Here is a 24,880-nt window from a genome sequence, read left to right on the forward strand (position 1 = left end):
CGGCGGGGGGGGGGGGGGGGGGGGGGGGGGGGGGGGGGGGGGGGGGGGGGGGGGGGGGGGGGGGGCCCCGCGGGCGCCGGGGGGGGGGTGCCGGGGGGCGGTCCCCGCACGACGACTTCCGGCGAACGGATGATGATCTCCGTTCGCCGGAAGTCGTCAGCCGAAATCCGTCACCGGCCCGCCGGTGGGCGTCGTGCCGCCGCCAGGTCCGCCGCCGTCCAGGCCATGGCCACCGCGCCGTCCAGCACCGCCCGCTCCGCCTCCGCGCCCAGCGCCGCCTCGGCGAACGCCGCCTCGTGCGGGGCGCAGGCGCCGCCCGTGATGTCCAGGACCGGATGGATCGAGGGCACCACGTGCGACACGTTCCCCATGTCGGTGCAGGCGAACGGCCCGCGCTCGACCGGCTCCGGCCGGCCGAGCGCCGCGGCGTTGGACCGCCACAGGTCCAGCAGGCCCGGGTCGGACCGCATGTCCAGGTAGTCCGGCTCGGGCCGGGTCAGCTCCACCCCGCACCCGGTGGCCAGCGCCCCGGCGCGGAAGCAGTCCTCGACCCGGGCGCGCAGCTCCGCGAGGTCCTCGGCCGCCGAGGCCCGGATCTCGTACTCGGCGGTGGCACCGTCCGGGATCAGGTTCGGTGCCGTCCCGGCCGCCGTGGTGACGCCGTGCACCCGCCAGTGCGGCGGGAGTTGCTGGCGCAGCAGCCCGATCGCGACCTGCGCGACGGTGAGCGCGTCGGCGGCGTTGCGTCCGTCGTGCGGGTTGAGGCTGGGGTGGGCGGCGCGCCCGGTGTAGCGGACGGACAGCGTGCCGAGGGCGAAGGAGCGGAAGTCGGCGACCTCGACCGGGCAGGGGTGCACCATCATGGCCGCGTCGGCCCCGGCGAAGGCTCCCGCCTCCAGCAGCAGGGCCTTGCCGGCTCCGCGCTCCTCGGCCGGCGCGCCGATCACCCGTACGGTGAGCCCGAGTCGATCGGCGTACGGGGCGAGTCCGAGGGCCGCGCCGAGGCCCGCGGCGGCGATCAGGTTGTGTCCGCAGGCGTGGCCGAGGCCGGGCAGCGCGTCGTACTCGCAGACCAGGGCGACGGTGACCGGCCCGCTGCCGAGGGTCGCGCTGAACGCGGTGGCCAGGCCGTGCGCGGGCGCGGTGACGGTGTAGCCGTGGCCGCGCAGCAGTTCGGCGCACCAGGCGGCCGCGCGGTGCTCCTCGAAGGCGGTCTCGGGATGGGCGTGGATGCGGCGGCTGAGCGCCAGCAGTTCGTCCCGGTGCGCGTGCACGCGCTCGTGGACGGCCTGCTTGGTCGCGGACAGGGGCATGGGTGGCGCCTCCGGCGGTGTCAGGGCCCGGGCTGCCCCGGGCCGTTGACCAGATCGTATGAAGTTAGATTAGGCTAACCTAAGTAAGGCGTTCCGGATCCCCGAGGAGCTCTCCGAACCATGCCCGCCGCCGAGACCCAGACCGGTGACACCCGGACGGGTGACACCCAGATCGTCGAGACCCAGGCCGTCGACGTTCCGTTGCTCGCCGCCCAGGCCGCCATCTGGTACGCCCAGGCGCTCGACCCCGCCAGCCCGGTCTACAACACCGGCGACGCCGTCGAGATCACCGGCCCGCTCGACGAGGCCCGGTTCGAACAGGCGCTGCGGCAGGCGGTGGAGGAGGCGGAGGCGCTGAGCGCCGTCGTCGTCACCGGCTCGGACGGTACGCCCCGTCAGCGGCTCAGGCCCGGCCGCCCGTGGCCGCTGCACCGCCTCGACCTGCGGGCGGGCTCCGCTTCCGACGCCGCGTCCGCTTCCGACGCCGCGGCCCCGGCCGACCCGCGGGCCGCCGCCGAGGCCTGGATGCGCGCCGACCTCGCCCGGCCGGCCGACCTCGCCGAGGGCCCGCTGTTCACCCACGCCCTGATCCGGCTCGCCGACGACCGCCGGCTCTGGTACCGCCGGATCCACCACCTCGCCGTCGACGCCTACGCGTTGACCCTCCTCGGCGACCGGGTCGCCGAGCTGTACCGCGCGCGCGTCACCGGCGCCGAGCCCGCCCCGACCCCGTTCGCGCGCCTCGCCGAGGCCGCCGCCGAGGAGGCCGCCTACCGCGACGGCGAGGAGTACCGGGCCGACCGCGCCCACTGGTCCGCCCGGATGGCCGACGCCGACGCCCCGCCGACCCTGCCCGGCGCGCCCGCCCCGGACGCCGGAACGTCCCCGCTGCGCCTCACCGCCGAACTCCCCGCCGGTACCCGAGGGCGCCTGGAGCACGCCGCCACCGCCGTCCGCGCCACCTGGGCCGAACTGCTCCTCGCGGCCGCCGCCGGCTACCTGCACCGCCTGTCCGGCAGCCGGGACGTCGTCCTCGGCCTGCCGCTCGCCAACCGCCGCGGCCCGGCCGCCCTGCGCACCCCCGTCGCCACCGCCAACGTGCTCCCGCTGCGCCTCGCCGTCCGGCCCGCCGACAGCGCGGAGGCGCTCCTGCGCCAGGTCGTCCGCGAGCTGCGCGCCGTCCGCCGCCACCAGCGCTACCCGCTGGAGGACCTGCGCCGCGACCTCGGCCGCACCGGTGACCGCCGCGCGCTGTTCGGCCCGATGGTCAACATCAAGGCCTTCGAGGGCGACCTCGACCTGGCGGGCCTGCCCGGCACCGTCCGCAACCTCGCCGCCGGCCCCGTGGACGACCTCGCCCTGAACGTCTCGCCCGGCCCGGACGGCGCGCTGCGCCTGGTCATCGACGCCGACCCGGCCCGCCACGACGCCGACTCCCTCGCCGCCCACCGCGACGGCCTGCTGCGCTACCTCGACGCCCTCGCCGAGCTGCTGCTCACCGCCCCGCAGACGCCGATCGCCCGGATCGACCTGCTGGACGCCGACGGACTGCGCCGGGCCACCGAGGGGCGCACCGAACCCCCGGCCGAGCGGACCGTGCCCGAGCTGTTCGCCGCCCGGGCCGCCCGCACCCCGGAGGCCGTCGCCGTCCGCTGCGGCACGGCCGCCCTGACGTACGGACAGCTGGACACCGCCGCCAACCGGCTCGCCCACCGCCTGATCGCCCTCGGCGTACGGGACGGCGCACCGGTCGCGATCGCCCTGCCGCGCGGCGCGGACACGCTCGTCGCGATGCTCGCCGTCCTCAAGGCCGGCGGCGCCTGCGTCTCCCTCGACCTCACCCACCCCGCGCAGCGGCTGACCGCCGTCCTGGCCGACGCCCGCCCGGTCTGCGCGGTCGTCGGCACCGCCGAGGCCCTCGCCGGACTCGACCTGCCCGCCGGACTGCCCGCCGTCCGGCCCGGCGAGGCCGACGGCGAGCCGGACACCGCCCCGCCCGCGCCCCGGCTCCACGACCCCGCCTACGTGCTGCACACCTCGGGCTCCACCGGCCGCCCCAAGGGCGTGGTGGTCACCCACGCCTCACTGGCCAACCTGCACGCCGGCCTCGCCGAGGACCACATCGCCCCCGCCGTGCGCCGCACCGGCCGCGAGCGCCTGCGCGTCGCCCACAGCGCCTCGTTCGCCTTCGACGCCTCCTGGGACCCGGTGCTCTGGATGGTCCACGGCCACGAGCTGCACCTGCTGGACGACGCCACCTACCGCGACCCGGCCGCCCTGGCCGACCACCTCGACCGCGAGCGCATCGACTACCTCGACCTCACCCCCTCCTACCTCGAAGTCCTCGTCGCCGAGGGCGTCCTGGACGAAGGACGGCACCGCCCGTCCGTCCTCGTGGTCGGCGGCGAGGCCACCCCGCCCGCCCTCTGGCAGCGCCTGACCGCCGTCCCCGGCCTGCACCCCGTCGACCTCTACGGCCCGACCGAGACCACCGTCGACGCCTACGCCTGGACCCCGGGCCCGGACGGCGCCCCCGTCGGCCGGGTGGTGCGCGGCTCCCGCGCCTACGTCCTGGACGGTTCGCTGCGCCCCGCACCCGACGGCGTCACCGGCGAACTGTACGTCGCCGGCGCCTGCCTGGCCCGCGGCTACCTCGGCCGCCCCGACCTCACCGCCGAACGCTTCGTCGCCGACCCCTTCGGCCCGCCCGGCGCCCGGATGTACCGCACCGGCGACCTCGCCCGCCGCCGACCGGACCTCACCCTGGAGTTCCTCGGCCGCGCCGACGACCAGGTGAAGATCCGCGGCTTCCGGGTCGAGCCCGGTGAGGTCGCCGCCGTCCTCGCCGAACTGCCCGGCGTCGCCCAGGCCGTGGTGATCGCCCGCCCCGGCCCGCAGGGCAAGCGCCTGCTCGGCTACGCCGTCCCCGCGCCGGGCGCCGCCCCGGACCCGGACGGGCTGCGCGCCGCACTCGCCGCCCGGCTGCCCGCGCACATGGTCCCGGCGGCGGTCCTGCTGCTGGACGAACTGCCGCGCACCGCCCACGACAAGCTGGACCACCGGGCCCTGCCGGAGCCGGCCGCGCAGGCCGAGGGCGCCTCGGCGGCGACGCCCCGGGAGGAACTGGTCTGCGGGCTGTTCGCGGACGTCCTCGGCCTGTCGCAGGCACCCGGCCGGAACGCCTCCTTCTTCGACCTCGGCGGCCACTCGCTGCTCGCCGGGCGCCTGGCCGCCCGGCTGCGCGAGACCTTCGCCACCCGGGCCGGCTTCGCCGACGTGTTCCGCCACCCGACCCCGGCCGGCCTCGCCGCCCTGCTCGGCGACCGGGCCGAAGCGGAGCAGGCCGAGGCGCAGCGGGCCGAAGGGGACCGGGCCGACGCGGTCCGGGTCGAAGGGGACCACGCCGAAGGGGACCGCGCCGAAGGGGACCGGGCCGCAGCCGGTCTGCCGCAGGACGAGCACCCCGTCCTCGGGCCCGTCCCGCGCACCGAGCGGATGCCGATCTCGCCCGCCCAGCGCGGCCTCTGGTTCCTGCACCGCCTCGAAGGCCCCAGCCCCACCTACAACATCCCGCTCGCGCTCACCCTCACCGGCCCGCTGGACCGTCCCGCGCTCACCCTCGCGCTGGCCGACCTGGTCGCCCGGCACGAAGTCCTGCGCACCGTCTACGGCGAGGAGCCGGACGGCACGCCGTACCAGCGGATCCTGCCCGCCGCGCCCGTCGACCTGCACGACGATTCCGTCGAGGCGGCCGAAGCCGTCCGGTACTCCTTCGACCTGGCCGCCGAACCGCCGCTGCGGGCCACCCTGTTCACCGACGGACCCGCCCGGCACACCCTGCTCCTCCTGCTGCACCACATCGCGGGCGACGGCGCCTCCACCACCCCGCTGGTCCGCGACCTGGCCGCCGCCTACACCGCCAGGCTCGCCGGACGCGAACCCGAACTTCCGCCACTGGCCGTCCAGTTCGCCGATCACGCGGCCTGGCAGCGCAAGCGCCTCGGCACCGCCGACGCACCCGGCCCGCTCGCCGTCCGGCAGACCGCGTACTGGCGCACCGCGCTCGCCGGACTGCCCGACCAGCTGGAACTGCCCACCGACCGCCCCCGCCCGGCCGTGGCCGGCCACCGGGGCGCCACCGTCCCCTTCGCCCTCGGCACCGAGGCGCACACCGCCCTCGCCGCGCTGGCCCGGTCCGCCGGCAGCACCGTCTTCATGGCCGTCCAGGCCGGCCTCGCCGCCCTGCTCACCCGGCACGGCTGCGGCACCGACATCCCGGTCGGCACCCCGGTGGCCGGGCGCGAGGACGAGGAGACCGCCGCACTGGTCGGCTACTTCGTCAACTCCGTGGTCCTGCGCACCGACACCTCCGGCGACCCGACATTCCGCGAGTTGCTGGCCCGCGTGCGCGCCACCGTCCTCGGCGCCCACGAGCACGCCGACCTGCCCTTCGACCGCCTGGTCGAGGAGCTCAACCCGGCCCGCTCGCTCGCCCGCCACCCGCTGTTCCAGGTGATGCTCGCCTGGCAGAGCCGCCCCGACGAGCGCACCGACCTCGGCGGCGGCCTCGCGGCCGAGACCACCGCCGTCCCCAGCGGCACCGCCAAGTTCGACCTCACCCTCAACGCGGGTGAACGGCCCGGCGGCGGCATCGGCGGCTTCCTGGAATACCGCACCGACCTCTTCGACGCCACCACCGTGGCCGCCCTCGGCGAACGCCTGACCCGGCTGCTCACCGCCGCCGCCACCGCCCCCGACACCCCGATCGGCCGGCTCCCGCTGATCGGCGAGGAGGAGCGGCTGCGTGCCCTGGTCGAGTGGAACGCCGGCCCGGCCCCGGCGGCCCCGGCGGGCCCGGCCGCCGCCGCGCCCGACGCCACTGCTCCCGGAACCGCCGCTCCCGACGCCACCGCTTCCGACGCCGCCGCTCCCGGACCCACCGCGCCCGACGCCACCCTGCCCGAGCTGTTCGAGGCGGCCGCCGCGGCCAACCCGGAAGCCATCGCCGTGAGTCACCTCGGCGACCGGCTCGACTACACCGAACTCGGTGCCCGCGCCGACCGGCTGGCCCGCCTGCTGGCCGCCGAGGGCATCGGCCCCGGCACCATCGTCGCCCTCGCCCTGCCGCGCTCGCTCGAACTCGTCGTCGCCCTGCTGGCCGTGGCCAAGTCCGGCGCCGCCTACCTGCCCCTCGACCCCGACTACCCGGCCGACCGGCTCGCCTACATGCTGGCCGACGCCGCCCCCGCCGCCCTGCTCACCGATCGCGACACCGCGCCCCGACTGCCCGCCCACGACGTGCGCCGACTCCTCGTCGACGGACCGGAGGCCGAGCGGTACCCGGCCGTGCCGCTCGCCCCGCACGAGCGCACCCGCCCGCTGCGCGCCGACGACACCGCGTACGTCATCTACACCTCGGGCTCCACCGGCCGTCCCAAGGGCGTACCCGTCACCCACCGCAACGTGGTCCGGCTGTTCACCGCCACCGACCACTGGTTCGGCTTCGACGCGGACGACGTCTGGACGCTCTTCCACTCCTACGCCTTCGACTTCTCCGTCTGGGAGCTGTGGGGCGCCCTGCTGCACGGCGGCCGGCTCGTCGTCGTCCCGCACCTGGTCAGCCGCGACCCGGCCGCCTTCCTCGACCTGCTCGCCCGCGAACGCGTCACCGTGCTCAACCAGACGCCGTCCGCGTTCTACCAGCTCAGCGCCGCCGACCGGGACCGCCCCGGCAGCGAACTCGCCCTGCGCTACGTGGTGTTCGGCGGTGAGGCGCTGGAACTCGGCCGCCTGGACGACTGGTACTCCCGGCACGCCGAGGACGCGCCGACCCTGGTCAACATGTACGGCATCACCGAGACCACCGTGCACGTCTCGTACGTCGCCCTCGACCGGGCGAGCGCCGCCGCCGGAAGCAGCAGCACGATCGGCGTCAACATCCCCGACCTGCGCGTCTACGTCCTCGACCGGCACCTGCAGCCCGTCCCGCCCGGCGTCACCGGCGAGATGTACGTGGCCGGGGCGGGCCTGGCCCGCGGCTACCTCGGCCGCCCCGAGCTCACCGCCACCCGCTTCGTCGCCGACCCGTACGCCGCACTGTTCGGTGAACGCGGCACCCGGATGTACCGCTCCGGCGACCTCGCCCGCCGCCGCGCCGACGGCGTCCTGGAGTACTTCGGCCGCGCCGACCAGCAGGTCAAGCTGCGCGGCTTCCGGATCGAACTCGGCGAGATCGAGGCCGTGCTGGCCGCCCACCCCGCCGTCGCCGACGCCGCCGTGGTGGTGCGCGAGGACGTGCCGGGGGACAAGCGGCTGGTCGCCTACGCGGTGGCCGACGGCCCGACGCCCGACGATCTGCGGGCCCACGCCGCCGCCGGACTGCCCGTCCACATGGTGCCGTCCGCCGTCGTCCTGCTCGACCGCCTGCCGCTCACCGCCAACGGCAAGCTCGACCGCCGCGCCCTGCCCGCCCCCGAGGCCCCGGCCGCGGGCGCCGGCCGGCCGCCGCGCACCCCGCGCGAACAGCAGCTGTGCGAACTCTTCGCCGAGGTGCTCGGCACGGCCTCGGTCGGCGTCGAGGACGACTTCTTCGCCCTCGGCGGGCACTCGCTGCTGGTCGTGCGCCTCGCCGGGCGGATCCGCGAGGTGCTCGGACTGGACGTCGGCATCGGCACGCTCTTCCAGGCCCCCACGGTGGCCGCCCTCGACGCCGCACTCGCGGCCGGCACCGACGACACCGACGCCCTGGACGTCCTGCTCCCGCTGCGGCCGGTCGCCCCCGGACGGCAGCGCCCGCTGTTCGCCGTGCACCCGGCCGGAGGCCTCGGCTGGTGCTACACCGGCCTGATCCGCCACCTGCCCGGCGACGTCCCGATCTACGGCCTCCAGGCGCAGGGCGTCGGCGCCGCCACCGCCGCCGAACCGCTGCCCGCCACCCTGGAGGACCTGGCCGCGCACTACGCCGACCGGCTGCGCGAGGTCCAGCCCGAGGGGCCGTACCGGCTGCTCGGCTGGTCCACCGGCGGGATCATCGCGCACGCGGTGGCCGTCCGGCTCCGGGAAGTCGGCCAGGACGTCGAGTTGCTCGCCATCCTGGACGCCTACCCCGCCGAGGGCTTCCGCGAGCTGCCCGTCCCCGACCAGGCCGAGGCACTCGAGGCACTGCTCACCATGGGCGGCTACGGCCCCGCCGACCTCGCCGGCCGGCCGCTCGAACTCGACGCCGTCACCGAGCTGTTGCGCCGCGAGGGCAGCCCCCTCGCCGGACTCGACGACGCGACCGTGGCCGCGCTCAACCGGATCTACCTCAACACCAACCACCTGGTGCGCGGCTACGACCACCGTCGCTTCGACGGCGACGTGCTGTTCTTCCGCGCCACCGTCGACACCATCGACGACACCCTGGTGCCCGAGCTGTGGACCCCGTACGTGACCGGCCGGATCGCCAACACCGACGTGGCCTGCTCCCACAAGGACATGACCCTGCCCGCCCCGATCGCGCACATCGCGAGCGTGATCGCCGACCACCTGGAGAAGACCGACGATGGAGAACGCCTCCGATGAGTGACGCCCCCGCCAACCCCTTCGACGCCGACGGCGAGTTCCTCGCCCTCGTCAACCCCGGGGGCCAGCACTCCCTCTGGCCCGCCTTCGCCGCCGTCCCGGCCGGCTGGGACGTCGCCCACGGCCCGTGTGAGCGGGCCGCCGCCCTGGAGTGGATCACCGCGCACTGGACCGCCCTGTGACCCCTCCCGAGGCCCCCGCGGCCCAGGCCCCGGCGCGCCCCCTGCTTGCGGGGCGCGCCGCGGTGGTCGTCGTCTACACGGCCGCGATGTGCATGAACGGCCTGGACTCGACCATCGTCAACCCCGCGCTGTTCACCATCGCCGAGGACTTCGGCCGGCCGGTGTCGGCGGCCAACGCCGTCGAGACCGCCTTCCTGGTCGGCCTCGCCCTCGGTCTCCCGGTCGCCGGCTGGCTCGGCGACCGGTACGGCGTGAAACGGGTCTTCCTCGGCGCGCTCGCCGCCTTCACCCTCGCCTCCGCCCTGTGCGCCGCCGCCCCCGGCCTCGGATCGCTGGCGGCCGCGCGCGCCGGCCAGGGCGTGGCAGGCGGACTGCTCACCCCGGTCGGGATGACGCTGCTGTTCCGGGCCTTCGCCCCGCACGAGCGGGCCGGCCTCGGCCGGATCCTGATCGTCCCCACCGCGCTGATGCCCGCCCTCGGGCCGCCGCTCGGCGGCTTCCTCACCGAACACCTCTCCTGGCACTGGCTGTTCCTGGTCAACGTGCCGATCGGGGCGGCGGCCGTCGCCATCGGCCTGCTCGGCCTGCGCGGCGCCGAAGAGCCCCCGGCCGGCCGCTTCGACACCACCGGCTTCCTGCTCGCCACCCCCGGCCTCGGCCTGCTGACCTACGCGCTGGGCTTCGGCCCGGCCCACGGCTGGTCCTCCCCGGGCGTCGCCCTCGGCGGGATCGCGGGCCTGGTGCTGCTGGCCGCCGCCGTCCGGCACCAACTCCGCTCCGGGGAACCGCTGGTGCACCTCCGACTGCTCGCCGACCGGACCTTCGGCGCGGCCGGCTGGCTGGCGCTGCTCACCTCGGCCGGACTGATGGGCGCGCTGTTCGCCCTCCCGCTGCTCTACCAGGCGGCCCTCGGCGCCTCCGCCCTCGACGCCGGCCTCAGCGTCTTCCCGGAGGCGATCGGCCTGATGGCCGCCTCCCAGGTGGTGGACCGCCTGCTGCCCCGCCTCGGCCCGCGCCGACTCGCCCTACCGGGCCTGCTGCTGGCCGCCGCGGTCCTCGCCGCGCTCGGCTACGCGGAGAACCCATGGCTCGTCCGGGCCCTGATGTTCGGTGTCGGCCTGATCCTCGGCACCGCCGTCCTCACCGTCCAGATCGCGGGCTTCGCCGACGTCCCCCCGCCCGCCATGGGCCGCGCGATGGGCCTCTTCACCATCCTGCGCACCCTCGGCGGCGCCCTCGGCATCGCCGCCACCGCCGCCCTCATCGGCGCCTGGCCCGCCGACTCCGGCACCACGCCCTACCGGCTCGCCCTCCTGCTGACGGCCGCTCTGGTCGCCGCCGGCGCCCTCCTCGCCACCCGCCTCCCCGCCGAGGCCCCGGGGCCGCCCCCGGAGGACTGACGGGGCGCGGGACCGTCTCCTCCGGTGCCCCGGCTGCCGTTACGGTGATCGGAGCACCGGAGGAGCCCGCATGAACCCTGAGCGCTACCGCCTGCTGGAAGAGGTCCGTCGCAGCCTCCCGGACGGCTACAAGGTCGAACTGTCCGGCGACCTCATCGTCATGCAGGCCTCGCCGTCCCCGATCCACCAGCTGAACCTGGCGATCGTCCAGCGCCGGTTCGAGGCGCACTGCCCGCCCGGCTACTTCCCGTCCGGGAACAGCGACCTCTCCTCGCCGGAGGTCGGCTCCGTGCGGAACCCCGACCTCACCTACCTGCCCGAGGAGGTCATCGAGCTGGGCCGTGAGGTCCCCGCCGAACTGGCCCTGGTCGCGGTCGAGATCGTCTCGCCGTCCAATCCCGAGAACGACTGGACCGGGAAGGTCCGCGACTACCCGCGGATGGGATTCCCGCTCTACCTGATCGTGGACCCCCGGCAGAAGACCGTGACGCTGTTCTCCGAGCCGAACCGCGACCGCTACCACACCCGGACGGAACGGGAGTTCGGCGAGACCCTCCGGATCCCCGAGCCGTTCGGCTTCGAGCTGGACCTGGCCCGGCTCGTCCCGTACCGGGATTGACCCCGCCGCCCCTCCGGTCCCGGCTCGTCCCGTACCGGGACTGATCCCGCCGCGCCGCCTCGCCCCGCTGCCCCTCCGTGCCGCCCCTCCGGGCCCGGCTCAGCCCTCGGGCCAGAGGATCAGGTCCGGCAGCCGGTGCCGGCGCGGCCGGTCGCCGAGGTGGGCGAGGGCGGCGCGGATCTGGTGGAGGTGGTCGGGGGTGAGCTGCAGGGGCGCCTCGTGGGGCTGGTAGGTGGTGCCGGCGGGGTAGTCGAGGCCCGGGTGGCGGGTCATCTCGATGTGGCAGCCGAGGACGTGGGTCACCGGGCGGGTGGCGGTGAAGCGGATCAGGCGGTCGACGGTGCGGCGGAAGGCGGGCCAGTCGTCGATGTAGAGCCGGCCGGGGTAGACGGTGTCGCCGGTGAGCAGGAAGCCGGTCCACGGGTCGTAGTAGGTCACGGCCGAGGCGTGGTGTCCGGGGGTGGCCAGGCACTCCACGACGCGTCCGCCGCCCAGGTCGACCGTGGCGACCGCCTCCGGGTCCCGGTCGAAGCCGAAGTACGGCCAGGCGGCGTCCACGTGCGCGCCCACCACGGTCGTCGCGGGGCGGCCGTCGAACTGCCGGTCGCCCGCGACGTGGTCGTCGTGGTCGTGGGTGTGCAGGACGAGGAGTTCGTAGCCGTCGCGGGGGTTGCGGGCGAGCCACCGGTCGACCAGCCCGTCGACGACCGCACGCAGCGGGAGGAACGCGGGCTCGGCGGTAGCGCCGGTGTCCAGCAGCAGGGCGCGGTCCGCCCCGAACAGCAGATAGAGGAACGGCGCTTCGTAGTGGGTCGCCTTGTTCTGCCGCAGGATGACGGTGTGCTCGTCGTAGGCGTGGACCTGGAGTTCGGGGTCCGTGTTGTGCTTCGCCGACGGGGACCCGTGGATCCACCGCGCCTCCAGCGGGCGGGCGACCGGCGCACCGGTGGTCATGGCTTCTCCCGTCAGGTCGTCCGCCCGTCCGCCCCGGACGGCGGGTCCCCCGAACGTTAGGGGCCCGGCCGCCGGGCGGGTGGGCGGCCCGGCCCTACTTCGTCCTTTCGGGTGACCCGAGCAGGTGCGCCAACCCGTCCGCGAGTCCGCCGCGCCAACAGGCGTAGTCGTGACCGCCGTTGAACTCCCGGTAGGCGAGGTCGTAGCCGCGCGCCACGAGGACGTCCCGCAGGTGCCGGTTCTGGGTGAGCAGCATCCACTCCTGCAGTCCGACCTCGACGTAGAAGCGGGCGGCCCGTCGTTCCTCGGCCGCGAACCGCCGGGTCAGCCACTCGCTGCCCTCGTCGAACTCGGTCTCGTCCGGCCACCAGAAGGAGCCGGACTGGGAGAGCGCGTTGCCGAAGCGCTCGGGCCGCCGGTAGGCGGCGTAGACGGCGGTGAGCCCGCCCGCGCTCTGGCCCGCTATCACGGTGCGGGCCGGGTCGGTGGTCGCGCCGAACTCCTGGGCGGCCCAAGGGAGGAGGCGGTCGGCGAGGAGGTCGACGAAGGCCGGGTTGCAGCTGAGGTCGTCGGGCCGGCCTGGGCCCATGGTGTGCACGAGCAGGGCGACGGTGGGCGGGATCGCGCCGTCCGCCGTCAGGTTGTCGAGGGTGTCGCCGACGGACAGCACCTCGCCCCACATCTCGCCGTCGAGCAGGACGGCCACCGGGAAGGCCGCCGGGTGGGGGCCGTCCCCGTGGCCGGCCGGCAGGTGGACGTCGACCCGCCGGCCGGCGACCGTGTGCGGCACCGTCCGGCCGCGCGGCACGTCCTCGCGCCGCCGGACGTAGGGCTGTGCGGGAGCGTCGGGCAGGCTGAGCACCGAGGCCGGGTGGCGGCCGTCGCGGGCGGGCAGCCGGGGTTCGGTGTCGTACGGGTCGGGGCGGGCGTGGTCGAGGACGTGCAGCCAGTCGGGGCGGGCGGTGCCGGGGGCGTCGCCGTGGAAGGGGTGGAGTTGGTAGGAGGCGCGGTGGTCGGCGCGCAGCCGGTAGGTGATCGTCCACGAGCCGTCGTCCCGACGTGTCATCAGGTGTGGTGTGAGGTCGCCGGCGTGGCGGTCCTTGTCGGTCACGGTGTGGAGCAGGGCGAGGACGCCGTCGCACGGTCCGCCCCGGTGGGTGAGGGTGACCAGGCGGTAGGCGGGGTCGACGGGGTCGGGGGTGACGAGGGGCGGGGTTTCCATGGTGTGGACTCCTGGAGGGGCTTACGCGGGGGTGCCCTTGCGGCCGAGCAGCACCCAGAGCAGGAACGGACCGCCGAGGACGGTGGTGACGATGCCGACGGGGATCTCGACCCCGCCGATCAGCACCCGTCCGAGGGTGTCCGCGAGGACGACGAGCAGGGCGCCGGTCAGCGCCGAGCCGAGGACCGGGACGCGGGCGGGCCCGGCGAGGCGTCCGGCGATCACGGGCGCGGCCAGGGCGACGAAGCCGACCGGTCCGCAGACGCCGACCGCGAGCCCGGCCAGGGCGACGGCCAGCAGCAGGCAGACGAGCCGGACCCGGCCGGGATCGACGCCGAGCGCGGAGGCGACGTTGTCGTCGAAGCGCAGCACGGCCAGCCGTCGGGCCACCACCAGGGCGAGCGGCACCAGCACCGCGAGCCCGGTCAGGACGGGCGCGGCGATCGCGTAGTCCCGCCCGTTGAGGCTGCCGGAGGTCCAGACGTACAGCGAGCCGGCCGAGTTGAGCGAGCGGCGGGCGAGCGCGACCTGGACGACCGCCGAGGCGAGGGCGGACATCGCGAGCCCGACGACCAGCACCCGGTAGCCGCGCGCGCCGAGCCCGCCGGAGACCAGGGTGACGACCAGGACGGCGGCGAGTGCGCCGAGCGGTCCGGCCCACCAGGCGCCGAAGGTGCCGGAGGCGGTGGCGGAGATCAGGACGGCGGCGGTCGCGCCGTCGTTGACGCCGAGGAGCTCGGGGGTGGCGAGGCGGTTGCGGGCGAGGGTCTGGGTGAGGCAGCCGGCCAGGCCGAGCGCGGCTCCGGCGGCGAGCCCGGCGACGATCCGGCCGAGCCGGAACTTCTGCACCAGCAGGACGTCGAGGCGGTCGCCGTAGCCGAACACGGCCTGGAAGGTGCGGCCGAGGCCGAGTTCACCCTGCCCGGCGTGCGCGGAGACGACGACGGCGGCGAGCAGCGCGGCGGTGAGGCCGAGCGAGGCGGCGAGCGCCCGGCGGGGGAGCAGCAGCGACCAGACGCCGTACCGCAGGGCCAGGTCCGGTTTGGGGGCGGGCGGTTCGGCGCGGCGGCCGGGCGGTGCGGCGGATTCGGCCGGGTCGGTCAGGACGAGGGCGGCGGAGCGCCGGGAGCGGACGATGGCGATCAGCGCCGGGGCGCCGACCAGGGCGACGATCACCGACACCGGCGCTTCGAAGGGCCGGGCGACGACGCGCGCCAGGACGTCGGCGCCGGTCAGCACGGCGGCGCCGAACAGCCCGGCGAGCAGGGTCAGCCGGCCGACCCGCGGGCCGGCGACGGCGCGGGCGAGGAATCCGGCGAGCAGACCGAGGAACGAGATCGGCCCGGCCAGGGCGACCGCGGAGGCGGTCAGCAGGGTGACGGCGGCGGCGACCGCCGCGCGGGTGGCGCCGGGCCGGTGGCCGAGGCCGCGGGCGAGGTCGTCGCCGAGTGCGAGGGCGGTGAGCGGCCGGGTGGTGAGCAGGGCGAGCAGGAAGCCGACGGCGAGGACGGGGGCGAGCCGGCGCAGCGTGGTCCAGCCCTCCACCCCGGACAACGATCCGAGCACCCAGACCCGGTAGCGGTCGTACGCCTCGGGCGAGTTGACGATCAGGACGCCGGTGAGTCCGCCGAAGGTCGCGCCGACCGCCGAGCCGCCCAGGACGAGCCGCATGGGCGATCCGCCGCCCCGGCTGCCCGCGATCAGCAGGACGAGCGTGCTGGCGAGCACCGCGCCGCCGAAGGCGAAGGCGAGGTACCCGTAGGAGGTCTGCACGCCGAGCACGGCGATGCCGAGGACGACGCCGAGCGAGGCGCCGGCGTTGACGCCGAGCAGGCCGGTCTCGGCGAGCGGATTCCGGGTGACGGACTGCAGTTGGGCGCCGGCGACGCCGAGGGCGGCGCCGACCAGCAGGGCGGTCAGGGTGCGGGGGAGTCGCAGGTCGCCGACGACGAGGGCGAGCCGGCCGTCGGCGCGGGCGCCGCCGCGGTCCAGCACGTAGTCCAGGACCCGGCCGGGGCCGACCTCGCCGGCGCCGACCGACAGCGAGAGCGCGGCCAGGGCGAGCAGCAGTGCCACCGCTCCGACGGCGACCGGCCAGGTGGCCCGGCCGGTCCCGGCCCGGCGGGGGTCCTTCCGCGGCGGCGGTTCGTCCGGCGCGGTGGCGGGGGACGCTGCGTGCACGCCCGCTTGCGACAATGTCATAAGGTAAGGCTAACCTAATGGCCGAGCCGTCCCGCAGGGTCCCGCACCGGGCACCCCGTCGCACCGCGCTGCCCGGACGCCGCCCAACTCACGTACCACCGTTGCCCGGAGGCACCCATGCCGTTCGCCCGCCGTCCGCTCAGCCCCGTCCGCCGCCGCGCGGCCCAGGCGCTGGCCGTCACCGGGGCGGCCGCCCTCCTGCTCACGGGTTGCGGCTCCTCGGGCTCCTCCGGCTCCTCCTCGGCCGCCCCCTCCGCCCCGGCGGCGGACGCGGCGGGCGGCGGCAAGCGGACCGTCAAGGACGCCACCGGCAAGGCCGTCGAGGTCCCCGCGGAACCCAAGCGGATCGTCACCCTCACCCAGGAGGACCTCGACGCGGTGCTCGCCCTCGGCGTCAAGCCGGCCGGCATCACCAACGGCCAGGGCCTCAACGAGCCGCCCGCGTACCTGAAGGACAAGGTCCAGGGCGTGCCGGTGGTCGGCAACCTGCTGCAGCCGGTGATGGACAAGGTGATCGCCGCCAAGCCCGACCTCATCCTCGCCGGTGACATGCAGGACGAACAGGTGCTCAAGCAGCTGCGCGAGATCACCCCCGCCACCCTGGTCACCATGGCGCCCACCGACGACTGGAAGCTGGCCTTCCGGGGCATCGGCAACGCCGTCAACAAGCTCGACCAGGCCAACAAGGTCATCGGCGACTACGAGGCCAAGGCCGCCAAGGCCGGCGCCGGACTCACCGGGAACAAGGGCGCCGCCGTCTCGATCGTCCGCTGGAACCCCACCGGCCCGAGCTGGATGGAGAAGAAGCAGTTCGCCGCCGGCGTCGCCCTCGACATGGGCCTCACCCGCCCGGCGGCGCAGGACAAGGACGGCAACGCGCACAGCCCGGCGCTCAGCCTGGAGAAGCTCTCCGAGATCGACGGCGACTGGCTGTTCCTGTCCACCCTCACCGACGACGGCAGGTCCGCGCTCAAGGACGTCCAGTCCAAGCCCGCGTACCAGGAGCTGAACGCGGTGAAGAACAACCACGTCGTCACCGTGGACGGTTCGGTCTGGTCCACCCGGGGCGGCCCGCTCGCGGCCGACGTCGTCATCGGCGACCTCGGCAAGGCGCTCGGCGGGAACTGAGCGGGGCCGGACCGGGGGAGGCTGCCATGGAGTTGACGATCGAGGGGCTCACCGCCGGCTACGGCCCGGGGCGCCCGGTGCTCGGCGGGGTCGACCTCACCGTCCCGGCCGGGCAGGTGGTGGCCGTGGTCGGGCCGAACGGCTGCGGCAAGTCCACCCTGCTGCGGGCCGTCGCCCGGCTGCACCGGCCGGACGGCGGCCGGGTCCTGGTCGGCGGCGAGGACGTGTGGCGGCTGCGCCCGCGTCAGGCCGCCCACCGGATCGCGCTGCTGCCGCAGAGCCCGCAGGCACCGGAGGCGGTCACCGTCGCCGGACTCGTCCGCTACGGCCGCCACCCGCACCAGGGCCTGTTCCGCCAGTGGTCGCCCGACGACGAGCGGCTCACCGCCGCGGCCCTGCGCGCCACCGGCGTCGAGGAACTCGCCGACCGCCGGCTCGACCGCCTCTCGGGCGGCCAGCGCCAGCGCTGCTGGCTCGCCATGGTGCTGGCCCAGGACACCCCGGTCGTCCTGCTCGACGAGCCGACCAGCGCGCTCGACCTCGGGCACGCGGTGGAGGTCCTGGAGCTGGTCCGCCGGGTCGCGGCGGACGGACGGACGGTGGTCATGGTGCTGCACGACCTCGCGGCGGCCGCCCGCTACGCGGACCTGCTGGTCGCCCTGCGCGACGGCGCGGTGGTGGCCTGCGGGCCGCCGCGCGAGGTGGTGGACGCGCCGCTGGTGCGGGCGCTGTACGACATCGACAGCCACGTCCTCACGGCGCCGGGGGACGGCGCGCCGGTCATCGTGCCGCGGGCGCCGGTGGGCTGACGCCCGCGCGGCCGGTCGGGCGGCGCCGTTCCTTCCGGACGGCGCCGCCTTCGCCGTGGTCGCCGGGGTTGCTGCCTCCGCCGTGTTCGCCGTGTTCGCCGTAGCCGCCGTGCTCGCCGCCTTCGCCGTGCTCGCCGTGGGCGCGGGCCCTTCGGCGGGCCGGCGCGGCCGCTCCCTCCGCCCGAGCCCGGCACTGCTTCGATCACCCGTTCGAGCGGTTTCGACTTCCCTTCCCCCGGTCGGCTCCACCCTGCCCGGCGCGTTGTCAGTGGGCCTCGCTACGTTCCTCGCATCGCTGGTCAGCAGGCGATCGAGACGTGGTTCCCGGGTGGTTCCCCGGTGGGAGGAGTACGGCCGTGGCATGGGTGGAGACGGGCGCGGGAGGGTACCGCGTCGCACTCGACGGTGAGGGCCGGGTGGTGTGCCGCAACGCGGCCGGCCGTGAGCTCAAGTCCGTTCCGTCGAAGCTCGGTGACGACCCGGTGGTCACCCAGCTCAAGCAGCTCGCCGAGTGGCTGTCCGCGCACGAGCGGAGCTGCCTGGACGACGTCGAGCGCTGGATGGTGCGCTCGCTGCCGGTGCCCGCCGCGGTGATCACCGCCGTGTGGCCCGACGCGGCCTGGCAGGCCGTGCTGCGCGACCTGGTGGTCACCGGGGCGGACGGCGCGGTCGCCGGCTTCCTGCGCGGCGCGGACGCCGAGCGCGGCCTCGGCCTGGTCGACCTGGACGGCGACACCGTCCGCCTCACCGACGGCGAGGTCCTGATACCGCACCCCGTCCTCCTGGAGGACCTCGACGAACTGCGCGAGTTCGCCGTCGAACTCGGCGTCTCCCAGCGCGTCCAGCAGCTCTACCGCGAGGTCTGGCACCGACCGGCGGAGCTGCCGGGCGGCACCGAGATCACCACCTACGCCGGCGGCCGCTACCGTGAGCTGCGCGAGCTGGTCGGCCGCTGCAACCGGCTCGGCTGCCGGGTGCGCGGCGGCTCCGCCGTCCAGTCGATCACCGAGGGCGGACGCACCGTCGAGGCCCGGGTCTGGGTCGGCGACTACTACGAGTACGACGCCTGCGAGACCGGGGCGCTCAGCTGGGCGGGCCCCGACGGCCGGGCCCTGCCGCTCACCGAGGTCGGACCGGTCGCCTGGTCCGAGGGCATGCGGATGGCCGCCGCCCTGCACGCCGGCCGCACCATCGAAGGGGAGGACGCCGCATGACCGCCACCGGCTCGAACACCACCACCACCGGCCCGGCGGCGACCGCCACGCCCGAGGCCCTGCTCGACGCCGGGGCCGTGCTGCCCACCGGCACCCTGGCCGACGCCGGCCGCCCCGACAGCGCCGCCGACCTCCTCACCGCCCGCACCTACGCCCACCCCGCGCTCGACGGCCGCCGGATCGTCCGGCTCGTCCCCGGCGCGCTCGGCGGGGCCGAGGACCTCGCCCTCGACTTCCTCGGCCTGACGCCCGACGCCGAGCCCGTCGAGGTCGGCCAGGTCCGCCAGGAGGCGCTCGGCTTCCCCGCCTGGGCGCTGGTCCACGACCCGGCCAACGGCCACCACGCGCTCGCCCTGGTCAAGGAGATGGAGCGGCTGGCCCGCCAGGCCACCTCCAAGCCCGGCGCCGCCAAGGACGGCTTCGACGCGCTCGCCACCCGCCTCGGCCGCGCCGTCCCGCACTTCCTGCCCACCTTCTGCGAGGAGGTCGGCCGGATCTTCCTCGGCTGCGGCAACCAGACCTACGCCGCCGCCTGGTTCGGCAAGGCCCGCGAGGCCGAGCGCACCCACGGCCTGACGGTGGACGAGGAGCGGCTGCGCGCCGTCTTCCTGGAGTTCGCCCTGGCCGGCGCGCTCACCGTCAAGTCCCTGCGCCAGTACGTCAAGGAGCTCGCCCAGCGGCTCGACCCGCTGACCGCCTGGCAGCGCTTCCGCCAGCTGTGCACCGAACGCTCCGCGGCCGGCATGGCCCCGTACGCCGGGGTCGCCGAGGACGCCCGCGCCCTGATCCGGGCCGCCGGACTGGACCGCACCGAGCACGAACAGGCCCTGCTCGCCGAACTGCTGGACTCCCCGGCGGTCAACCGGGCACCCGCCGCGTTCTGGAAGTCCTGGCACGGCGCGCTGCTCGACCTCGGCCGGCGCGACGCCGCCGTCCGCACCCGGTTGCTGGAGCTGCTGCCCGACCCGGGCGGCTCCGGCTCCGACTCCCCGTACGACGCGACCTGGCTGGAGGTCCTCACCGCCACCGGCGCCGAGGAACTGCTCACCGGCCCGCGCGCCGAGGGCGCCGAACCCGCCGCCGCCTGGCTCCAGCGCTGGAGCCACCACCTCGGCCGCGGTTGGCGCAGCCGGCCCAGCTGCCCGGCCACCCTCGCCCTGGCCCGCCGGATGGTCGAGCGGCTGCGCGCCGACGCCGTCCCGGTCGACCTCTTCACCGGCGTCCGCGCCAGCCACACCCGCATCGACCTGCTGGAGCTCCTGCTCGCCGCCGGCGTCCCGGTCGCCGACCCGCCCGCCGGCCTCGGCTTCGACCTGCGCGACTGGGTCGCCCAGACCGGCGCGGACAGCCCCGGCCTCGCGGCCGTCGCCGCCGACGACCGCTTCCGGCCGCTGCTGCGCCGCGCCACCCCGGGCGCCTGGGACACGGCCGTCAAGCGCCAGGCCCCCGCGCTGCCGCTGCTGAACGAGCTGTTCGCGGAGTGGGCCGAGGCCCGCGCCGACGAGGTCGCCGCCGCCCGCGGCCTGGCCGCCGCCGCCGACCTGGTCCGCGCCCTGGGCCAGCACCGCACCGCCATCCGCACGGTCGCCCCGGCCGCCGCCGAGCGGATCGCCGCACTCGACGTCACCGGCCTGCTCACCGGCGCCCTCACCACCGGCATCCTCGACGAACTCGGCTGGCCCGCCCTGGAGGACGCGCTCGCCAAGCTCGCCGACCCGCCCGCCGCCGACGCCCTCCCGGTCACTGCCCCCGGCCACCGCCCCCGGGGCCTGAACGACCTGATCGTCGAGGACGCCTGGCCGTACCTCGTCCTCGCCCGCCTCGACCGGGCCGTCGTGGTCGGCCCGGACGGCATCCTGCTGGAGCACACCCTGCGGGTGCCCCCGCTGCAGGGCACCCGCAACCGGCCCCGACTGCGCTTCGTCGACGGCGAACTCCTCGTCGTCTGGTACGAGGAGGGCGAGCAGCGGGCCTACTGGTCCGGACGGCCGGAGCAGACCTTCGTCCTGGAGGGCCAGAGCATCGCCGGCTACTACTACGGCGAGCGTTCTCCGGAGGCCCCCTCGCTCCCGCTGTCCGGCGGCGGCCGCACCACCGGCGAGCGCCCGCTGCACCCCGGCGACACCCGGATGCCCGAGGAACGCCACGTCCTCGGCGACGGCACCGGCCACTGGACGCTGCGCCACGCCACTGACGGCAGCCGCGTCCTGCGCGAACTCGACCCGGCCACCGGCACCCTGGGCCGGATCGCCGAACCGCCCGTGATCGCCGCCACCGCCGGGGCCGGCCGGCTCGTCACCGACCGCACCCGCCTGCTGCCGCTGCAGCCCGGACTGGAGGGCACCCCGCTCGGCACCGACGGCACCGTCCTCGGCAGCTGGGTCCGCGCCGACGCCGGACGCGCCGTCACCACCTTCACCGCCGACGGCGGACGGATCGTCATGCCGCTGGACGGCCGGCAGCGGACGGACACCGTGCCGGTCGGCCGGCTCACCCTGCCCGGCGAAGCCGCCCCGGTGGTCAGCCACGACAGCGACGACCACTACTCCCTCAACCTGCCCGACCTCACCGACCGCTCGGCCCGCACCACCGACCTGCGCCCCTGTCGCGGCGGCGACCTCGCCGCCGCCGGCACCGCGCTGATCCCGCCGTACGACCACTGGCACGCCCTGCGCCCCCGCGACGAGGCCGGCTCCCGGGTGCTGCGCACCGTGACCACCGGGCAGGCCGCCCGGCTGATCGACCTCGCCTGGCCCGTCGACCCCGAGCCCGTCCCGGAGGACGAGCAGCGCTGGCTGACGGTCCAGGGCGTCCGGCGCCCGGTGGCCCAGCGGGGCGAGGCCCGCCACACCCTGCCCGTCGAGGCGGTCGGCACGGTCCTGCCCGGGATCGCCCACCCGCTGCTGCTCGCCGGCGTGGCCGGGCTCGCCCGCGCCGCCGCCGACCTGCTGGACAGGGCCGCCCGCTTCGTCCCGCAGCCGGACGCCGAGCGCCCCACCAAGGCGGAGGCCGCCGTCTGGCAGCCCGAGCACGGCCGCGACCACGAGCTGCGCGACGCCGTCCGCGGGGTCCTGCCCGAGCTCGACGGCTTCGGCGGCGGCTGGGGCAGCTCCGACCAGTGCTGGGTACTCAACAACCTGCGCGCCGTCACCGCCGTCCTGGCCGCCCCGCCCGCCGCGAGCGCCGAGGGCTGGAGCACCCCGGTCACCGTCACCCTGCGCGGGGGCGACGCCAACCACGGCTGGCTGGGGCTGCTCGGCCGGATCGACGTCCTCGCCCACGCCGTGGCCTCCCCGCTCACCCGGACGGCCCACCGCCCCTCGCTGCTCCTGCTGATCGACGAACTCACCGGGGCCCCGCTCGCCGACCGCGGTGCGACCCTGCGCGAGATCGTCCTCTCCGAACCGGCGGAACGCGACACCACCGGCCGGCCCGCCACCCACCGCCAGGGCGAGGTGCTGCGCCACGGCGACCGCACCGTCGTCATCCTCGGCCACCGGGGCCGGAACTACGACGGCACCGTCCACTGGCTCGCCGCCGACCACGACCCCAGCGGCGAGTTCGGCCCCGTCGCGCACTTCACCACCGTCTCCGAGCGCGGCACCGAGGAGCGGGTCGACGCCACCTGGGCGACCGCGTTCCGGCAGGCCGCCGCGCTGAGCGGCACCGTCCCCTGGGACGCGGACCGGGCCGCCGCCTTCTCCGCGCTCACCGGCATCGGCACCACCCGCGCCACCCTGCTGCTCTGCCCGCCGTCCGGGCTGCTGCACTGGGGCAACATCGACGTGCCCGCCGAGTTCGGCTTCAAGACCGCCGAGACCAGGGCCGCCCACAGCTGGCTGCGCGGACACGACCACGCCGGCGTCGCCGCCGTCTGGAGCGCCCTGATGCCCGCCGACCCGAAGACGCTGTGGACCGACGGACCCGACGTCGCCGCCGGGGCCGAGGCCTGGATCCGGCACTTCGGACGGCTCGTCACCCTCCCCGAGGAGGCCCACGCCACCGTCCAGGGCGTCTCCATCACCACCATCGAGGAGATGCTCAACCCCGCCCGCGCGCGCTGGCTGACCGGCACCACCACCTTCCGGCTCAGCAGCGACGGCCGGGACACCCCCCGGCTGCTGCCCGCGGACATCACCGCGGTGCCCGAGTCCGGCGCGCTGGACAAGGCCGTCGACGCCCTGCGCTGGCTCGCCTACCACCTGCCCGCCGACAGCCCGCTGCGCCCGCTACTTCCCGAGGCGGCCGCCGCGCTGCGCCGGCGCCTGGCCGACCCGGAGCTGCTGCTCGACCTCGAACTCCTCCGCACCACCAAGGGCACCCCGCTGGCCGCCGTGCTGCGCACCCACTTCGGGCTGCCCGCCGAGGGCGGCGCGGACCCGGACGGCCTGGTCCGCTGCGGCCCGGCGCTCGTCATCGGCCCCGGCTACGAGGGCTTCGAGCGGGTCTGGCTGCGCCCGGCCGGCCTCAGCGGCCCGGACGACCCGCTGCTCGACCTGGTCGACGGGCTCTCCGACAGCTACTGGTTCGCCCTGGAGCGCGTCGCCATCGAGTCCGTCCTGCGCGGCGAAACGGAGCGACTTGCCGCCTCCGCCGCCGGGGTGACGCCCACCGGCGAGGCCCCCGCCTGGCTGCAGAACCCACAGCTGTCCGCCCCCGAGCTGGTCGCCGAGGCGGCCCGCACCCACGGCCTCGGCGAGGACGCGGCCGCGCTCTACCTCCAACTGCTCGCCCTGCCCGACCCCACCGACCGCAACGTCGCCCGCTGGACGGGCTGGAAGCCCGCCCGGCTGAAGAAGGCCCGCGCCGAACTCGCCGCCACCGACCTGGTGCTGGAGGCCAAGCGCGCCCGGGCCGGCCGCGCCCTCTTCCTGCCCGGCGGCTGGCAGGAGGCCAAGTCCCCGGCCCTGCCGGCCGAGACCTGGAAGGCCGCCCTGTACGAACTGCCCACCCACCACCCGGTGCTGGCGCCCCTGCCCGTTCCCGAGCTGTTCGCCCGGGCCTGGCAGCGCACCGTCGACGGTGACGCCCCCGGTTACGAAGAGCTCCAGACCAGCAAGCGCAGGAAGGCCCGCCGATGACCGCCACCGAGACCACGACCCCCGGGACCACGACCCCCGGGACCGCCACCGGTACGCCGCCCGTTCCGGCCCCCGCGGAGCGGCAGGTCGTCCCGCCGGAGGAGAAGTACGCCGCCGAGCTGGAGTTCCTCGCCGCGCACGACGCCGGCCCGCGCCCGCCCGGCTGGCGCCTCACCCCGCGCGCCGTCGTCACCTTCGTGATGGGCAGCGGCGGCGAGAAGCTCAAGGCCGGACGCAAGGGCCTGGTCATCGAGCCCAAGTTCGTCGGCGAGCGCGCCCTGGTCGAGCGCTGCGTCGTCACCCTCGCCGGGGAGCGCGGCCTGCTGCTCGTCGGCGAGCCCGGCACCGCCAAGTCGATGCTCTCCGAACTGCTCGCCGCCGCCGTCTGCGGCAGCAGCGCGCTCACCGTCCAGGGCACCGCCGGCACCACCGAGGACCAGCTCAAGTACGGCTGGAACTACGCGCTGCTGCTCGCCAAGGGTCCCAGCCGCGAGGCCCTCGTCCCCTCCCCGGTGCTCACCGCGATGACCACCGGGGCGGTCGCCCGGGTCGAGGAGGTGACCCGCTGCCTGCCCGAGGTGCAGGACGCCCTGGTCTCCCTGCTCTCCGAACGGCGCATCGCCGTCCCCGAGTTGGCGGGCACCCCGGACGGACAGCTGCACGCCGCCGCCGGCTTCACCCTGATCGCCACCGCCAACCTGCGGGACAAGGGCGTCAGCGAGATGTCCGCGGCCCTCAAGCGGCGGTTCAACTTCGAGACGGTCGGCCCGATCGGCAGCCTCGCCGCCGAGGTCGACCTGGTCCGCCGCCAGTCGACCGTCGCCGTCGCCCGGGCCGGCGCCGCCTACGGGGTCGACGACGCAGTCCTGGAGGCCCTGGTCACCGCCTTCCGCGACCTGCGCACCGGCCGCTCCACCGAGGGCTGGGACGTCGAGCGCCCGTCCACCGTGATGAGCACCGCGGAGGCGGTCTCCGTCGCCACCGCGCTCGGCGTCACCGCCGCCTACCTGCCCGACGGCGGGGACCTGCTCGGCCGCCTCCCCGGACAGCTCCTCGGCGTGGTCCGCAAGGACGACCCGGCCGACGCAGCCCGTCTGCTCGGCTACTGGGACGGCCCGGTCCGGCGCCGCGCCGAGCAGGGCGCCGGCACCTGGCGCACCCTGTGGGACCTCCGTTCGGCACTGGAGGCCTGA

General features: G+C 76.1%; 13 protein-coding genes. 9 read left to right on the forward strand and 4 right to left on the reverse strand.

The window, feature by feature from the left end; genetic code table 11:
* Positions 1-170: 170 nt before the first annotated feature.
* A complete protein-coding gene (locus ACFV0O_RS05275; RefSeq protein WP_380336608.1) occupies positions 171-1,313 on the reverse strand; it encodes an amidohydrolase in 1,143 nt (380 codons plus the stop codon).
* Positions 1,314-1,433: 120 nt separating this feature from the next.
* Between ACFV0O_RS05275 and ACFV0O_RS05280 the strand changes: the two genes are divergently transcribed.
* The 4 genes from ACFV0O_RS05280 to ACFV0O_RS05295 all read left to right on the forward strand — a co-directional run bounded on the left by ACFV0O_RS05280 (position 1,434) and on the right by ACFV0O_RS05295 (position 11,077).
* The gene (locus ACFV0O_RS05280) at positions 1,434-8,876 is read left to right on the forward strand and encodes an amino acid adenylation domain-containing protein (protein WP_380336611.1); all 7,443 of its coding nucleotides are present in this window, start codon (positions 1,434-1,436) and stop codon (positions 8,874-8,876) included.
* A complete protein-coding gene (locus ACFV0O_RS05285) occupies positions 8,873-9,058 on the forward strand; it encodes an MbtH family protein (RefSeq protein WP_360251144.1) in 186 nt (61 codons plus the stop codon). The genes ACFV0O_RS05280 and ACFV0O_RS05285 overlap by 4 nt, the downstream gene beginning before the upstream one ends.
* Complete coding sequence (locus ACFV0O_RS05290) at positions 9,055-10,458, forward strand: DHA2 family efflux MFS transporter permease subunit (RefSeq protein ID WP_380336614.1); 1,404 nt, start codon at positions 9,055-9,057, stop codon at positions 10,456-10,458. Before ACFV0O_RS05285 ends, ACFV0O_RS05290 begins: the two co-directional genes overlap by 4 nt.
* 70 nt (positions 10,459-10,528) lie before the next feature.
* Positions 10,529-11,077 (forward strand): Uma2 family endonuclease, encoded by a 549-nt coding sequence (locus ACFV0O_RS05295; protein WP_380336616.1) that lies wholly within the window; start codon positions 10,529-10,531, stop codon positions 11,075-11,077.
* 99 nt (positions 11,078-11,176) lie between these two features.
* Here the strand turns inward: ACFV0O_RS05295 and ACFV0O_RS05300 are convergent, their stop codons facing one another.
* The 3 genes from ACFV0O_RS05300 to fhuB form a co-directional block, all read right to left on the reverse strand.
* Complete coding sequence (locus ACFV0O_RS05300) at positions 11,177-12,031, reverse strand: MBL fold metallo-hydrolase (RefSeq protein WP_380336618.1); 855 nt, start codon at positions 12,029-12,031, stop codon at positions 11,177-11,179.
* A gap of 94 nt (positions 12,032-12,125) precedes the next feature.
* Complete coding sequence (gene fes, locus ACFV0O_RS05305; protein ID WP_380336620.1) at positions 12,126-13,253, reverse strand: enterochelin esterase; 1,128 nt, start codon at positions 13,251-13,253, stop codon at positions 12,126-12,128.
* Positions 13,254-13,274: 21 nt separating this feature from the next.
* On the reverse strand, positions 13,275-15,455 hold the full coding sequence (gene fhuB, locus ACFV0O_RS05310) for a Fe(3+)-hydroxamate ABC transporter permease FhuB (protein WP_380336623.1): 2,181 nt from the start codon (positions 15,453-15,455) through the stop codon (positions 13,275-13,277).
* Positions 15,456-15,572: 117 nt separating this feature from the next.
* Here fhuB and ACFV0O_RS05315 point away from each other — a divergent pair, with 117 nt between their 5' ends.
* The 5 genes from ACFV0O_RS05315 to ACFV0O_RS05335 all read left to right on the forward strand — a co-directional run bounded on the left by ACFV0O_RS05315 (position 15,573) and on the right by ACFV0O_RS05335 (position 24,880).
* Positions 15,573-16,583 (forward strand): ABC transporter substrate-binding protein, encoded by a 1,011-nt coding sequence (locus ACFV0O_RS05315; protein ID WP_380336626.1) that lies wholly within the window; start codon positions 15,573-15,575, stop codon positions 16,581-16,583.
* A gap of 26 nt (positions 16,584-16,609) precedes the next feature.
* Positions 16,610-17,392 (forward strand): ABC transporter ATP-binding protein, encoded by a 783-nt coding sequence (locus tag ACFV0O_RS05320; RefSeq protein WP_360251162.1) that lies wholly within the window; start codon positions 16,610-16,612, stop codon positions 17,390-17,392.
* Positions 17,393-17,748: 356 nt separating this feature from the next.
* The gene (locus ACFV0O_RS05325) at positions 17,749-18,606 is read left to right on the forward strand and encodes a DUF4132 domain-containing protein (protein WP_380336629.1); all 858 of its coding nucleotides are present in this window, start codon (positions 17,749-17,751) and stop codon (positions 18,604-18,606) included.
* Complete coding sequence (locus ACFV0O_RS05330; protein WP_380336632.1) at positions 18,603-23,687, forward strand: hypothetical protein; 5,085 nt, start codon at positions 18,603-18,605, stop codon at positions 23,685-23,687. Before ACFV0O_RS05325 ends, ACFV0O_RS05330 begins: the two co-directional genes overlap by 4 nt.
* The gene (locus ACFV0O_RS05335; protein ID WP_380336634.1) at positions 23,684-24,880 is read left to right on the forward strand and encodes an AAA family ATPase; all 1,197 of its coding nucleotides are present in this window, start codon (positions 23,684-23,686) and stop codon (positions 24,878-24,880) included. Before ACFV0O_RS05330 ends, ACFV0O_RS05335 begins: the two co-directional genes overlap by 4 nt.

The organism is Kitasatospora sp. NPDC059577 (genome assembly GCF_042735475.1).
Taxonomy (GTDB): Bacteria; Actinomycetota; Actinomycetes; order Streptomycetales; family Streptomycetaceae; genus Kitasatospora.

Bases quoted from the DNA above. Each gene is read 5' to 3' on its own strand.
- ACFV0O_RS05275 (WP_380336608.1), bottom strand. From the start codon at position 1,313: ATGCCCCTGTCCGCGACCAAGCAGGCCGTCCACGAGCGCGTGCACGCG.
- ACFV0O_RS05280 (WP_380336611.1), top strand. From the start codon at position 1,434: ATGCCCGCCGCCGAGACCCAGACCGGTGACACCCGGACGGGTGACACC.
- ACFV0O_RS05285 (WP_360251144.1), top strand. From the start codon at position 8,873: ATGAGTGACGCCCCCGCCAACCCCTTCGACGCCGACGGCGAGTTCCTC.
- ACFV0O_RS05295 (WP_380336616.1), top strand. From the start codon at position 10,529: ATGAACCCTGAGCGCTACCGCCTGCTGGAAGAGGTCCGTCGCAGCCTC.
- ACFV0O_RS05300 (WP_380336618.1), bottom strand. From the start codon at position 12,031: ATGACCACCGGTGCGCCGGTCGCCCGCCCGCTGGAGGCGCGGTGGATC.
- fes (WP_380336620.1), bottom strand. From the start codon at position 13,253: ATGGAAACCCCGCCCCTCGTCACCCCCGACCCCGTCGACCCCGCCTAC.
- fhuB (WP_380336623.1), bottom strand. From the start codon at position 15,455: ATGACATTGTCGCAAGCGGGCGTGCACGCAGCGTCCCCCGCCACCGCG.
- ACFV0O_RS05315 (WP_380336626.1), top strand. From the start codon at position 15,573: ATGCCGTTCGCCCGCCGTCCGCTCAGCCCCGTCCGCCGCCGCGCGGCC.
- ACFV0O_RS05320 (WP_360251162.1), top strand. From the start codon at position 16,610: ATGGAGTTGACGATCGAGGGGCTCACCGCCGGCTACGGCCCGGGGCGC.
- ACFV0O_RS05330 (WP_380336632.1), top strand. From the start codon at position 18,603: ATGACCGCCACCGGCTCGAACACCACCACCACCGGCCCGGCGGCGACC.
- ACFV0O_RS05335 (WP_380336634.1), top strand. From the start codon at position 23,684: ATGACCGCCACCGAGACCACGACCCCCGGGACCACGACCCCCGGGACC.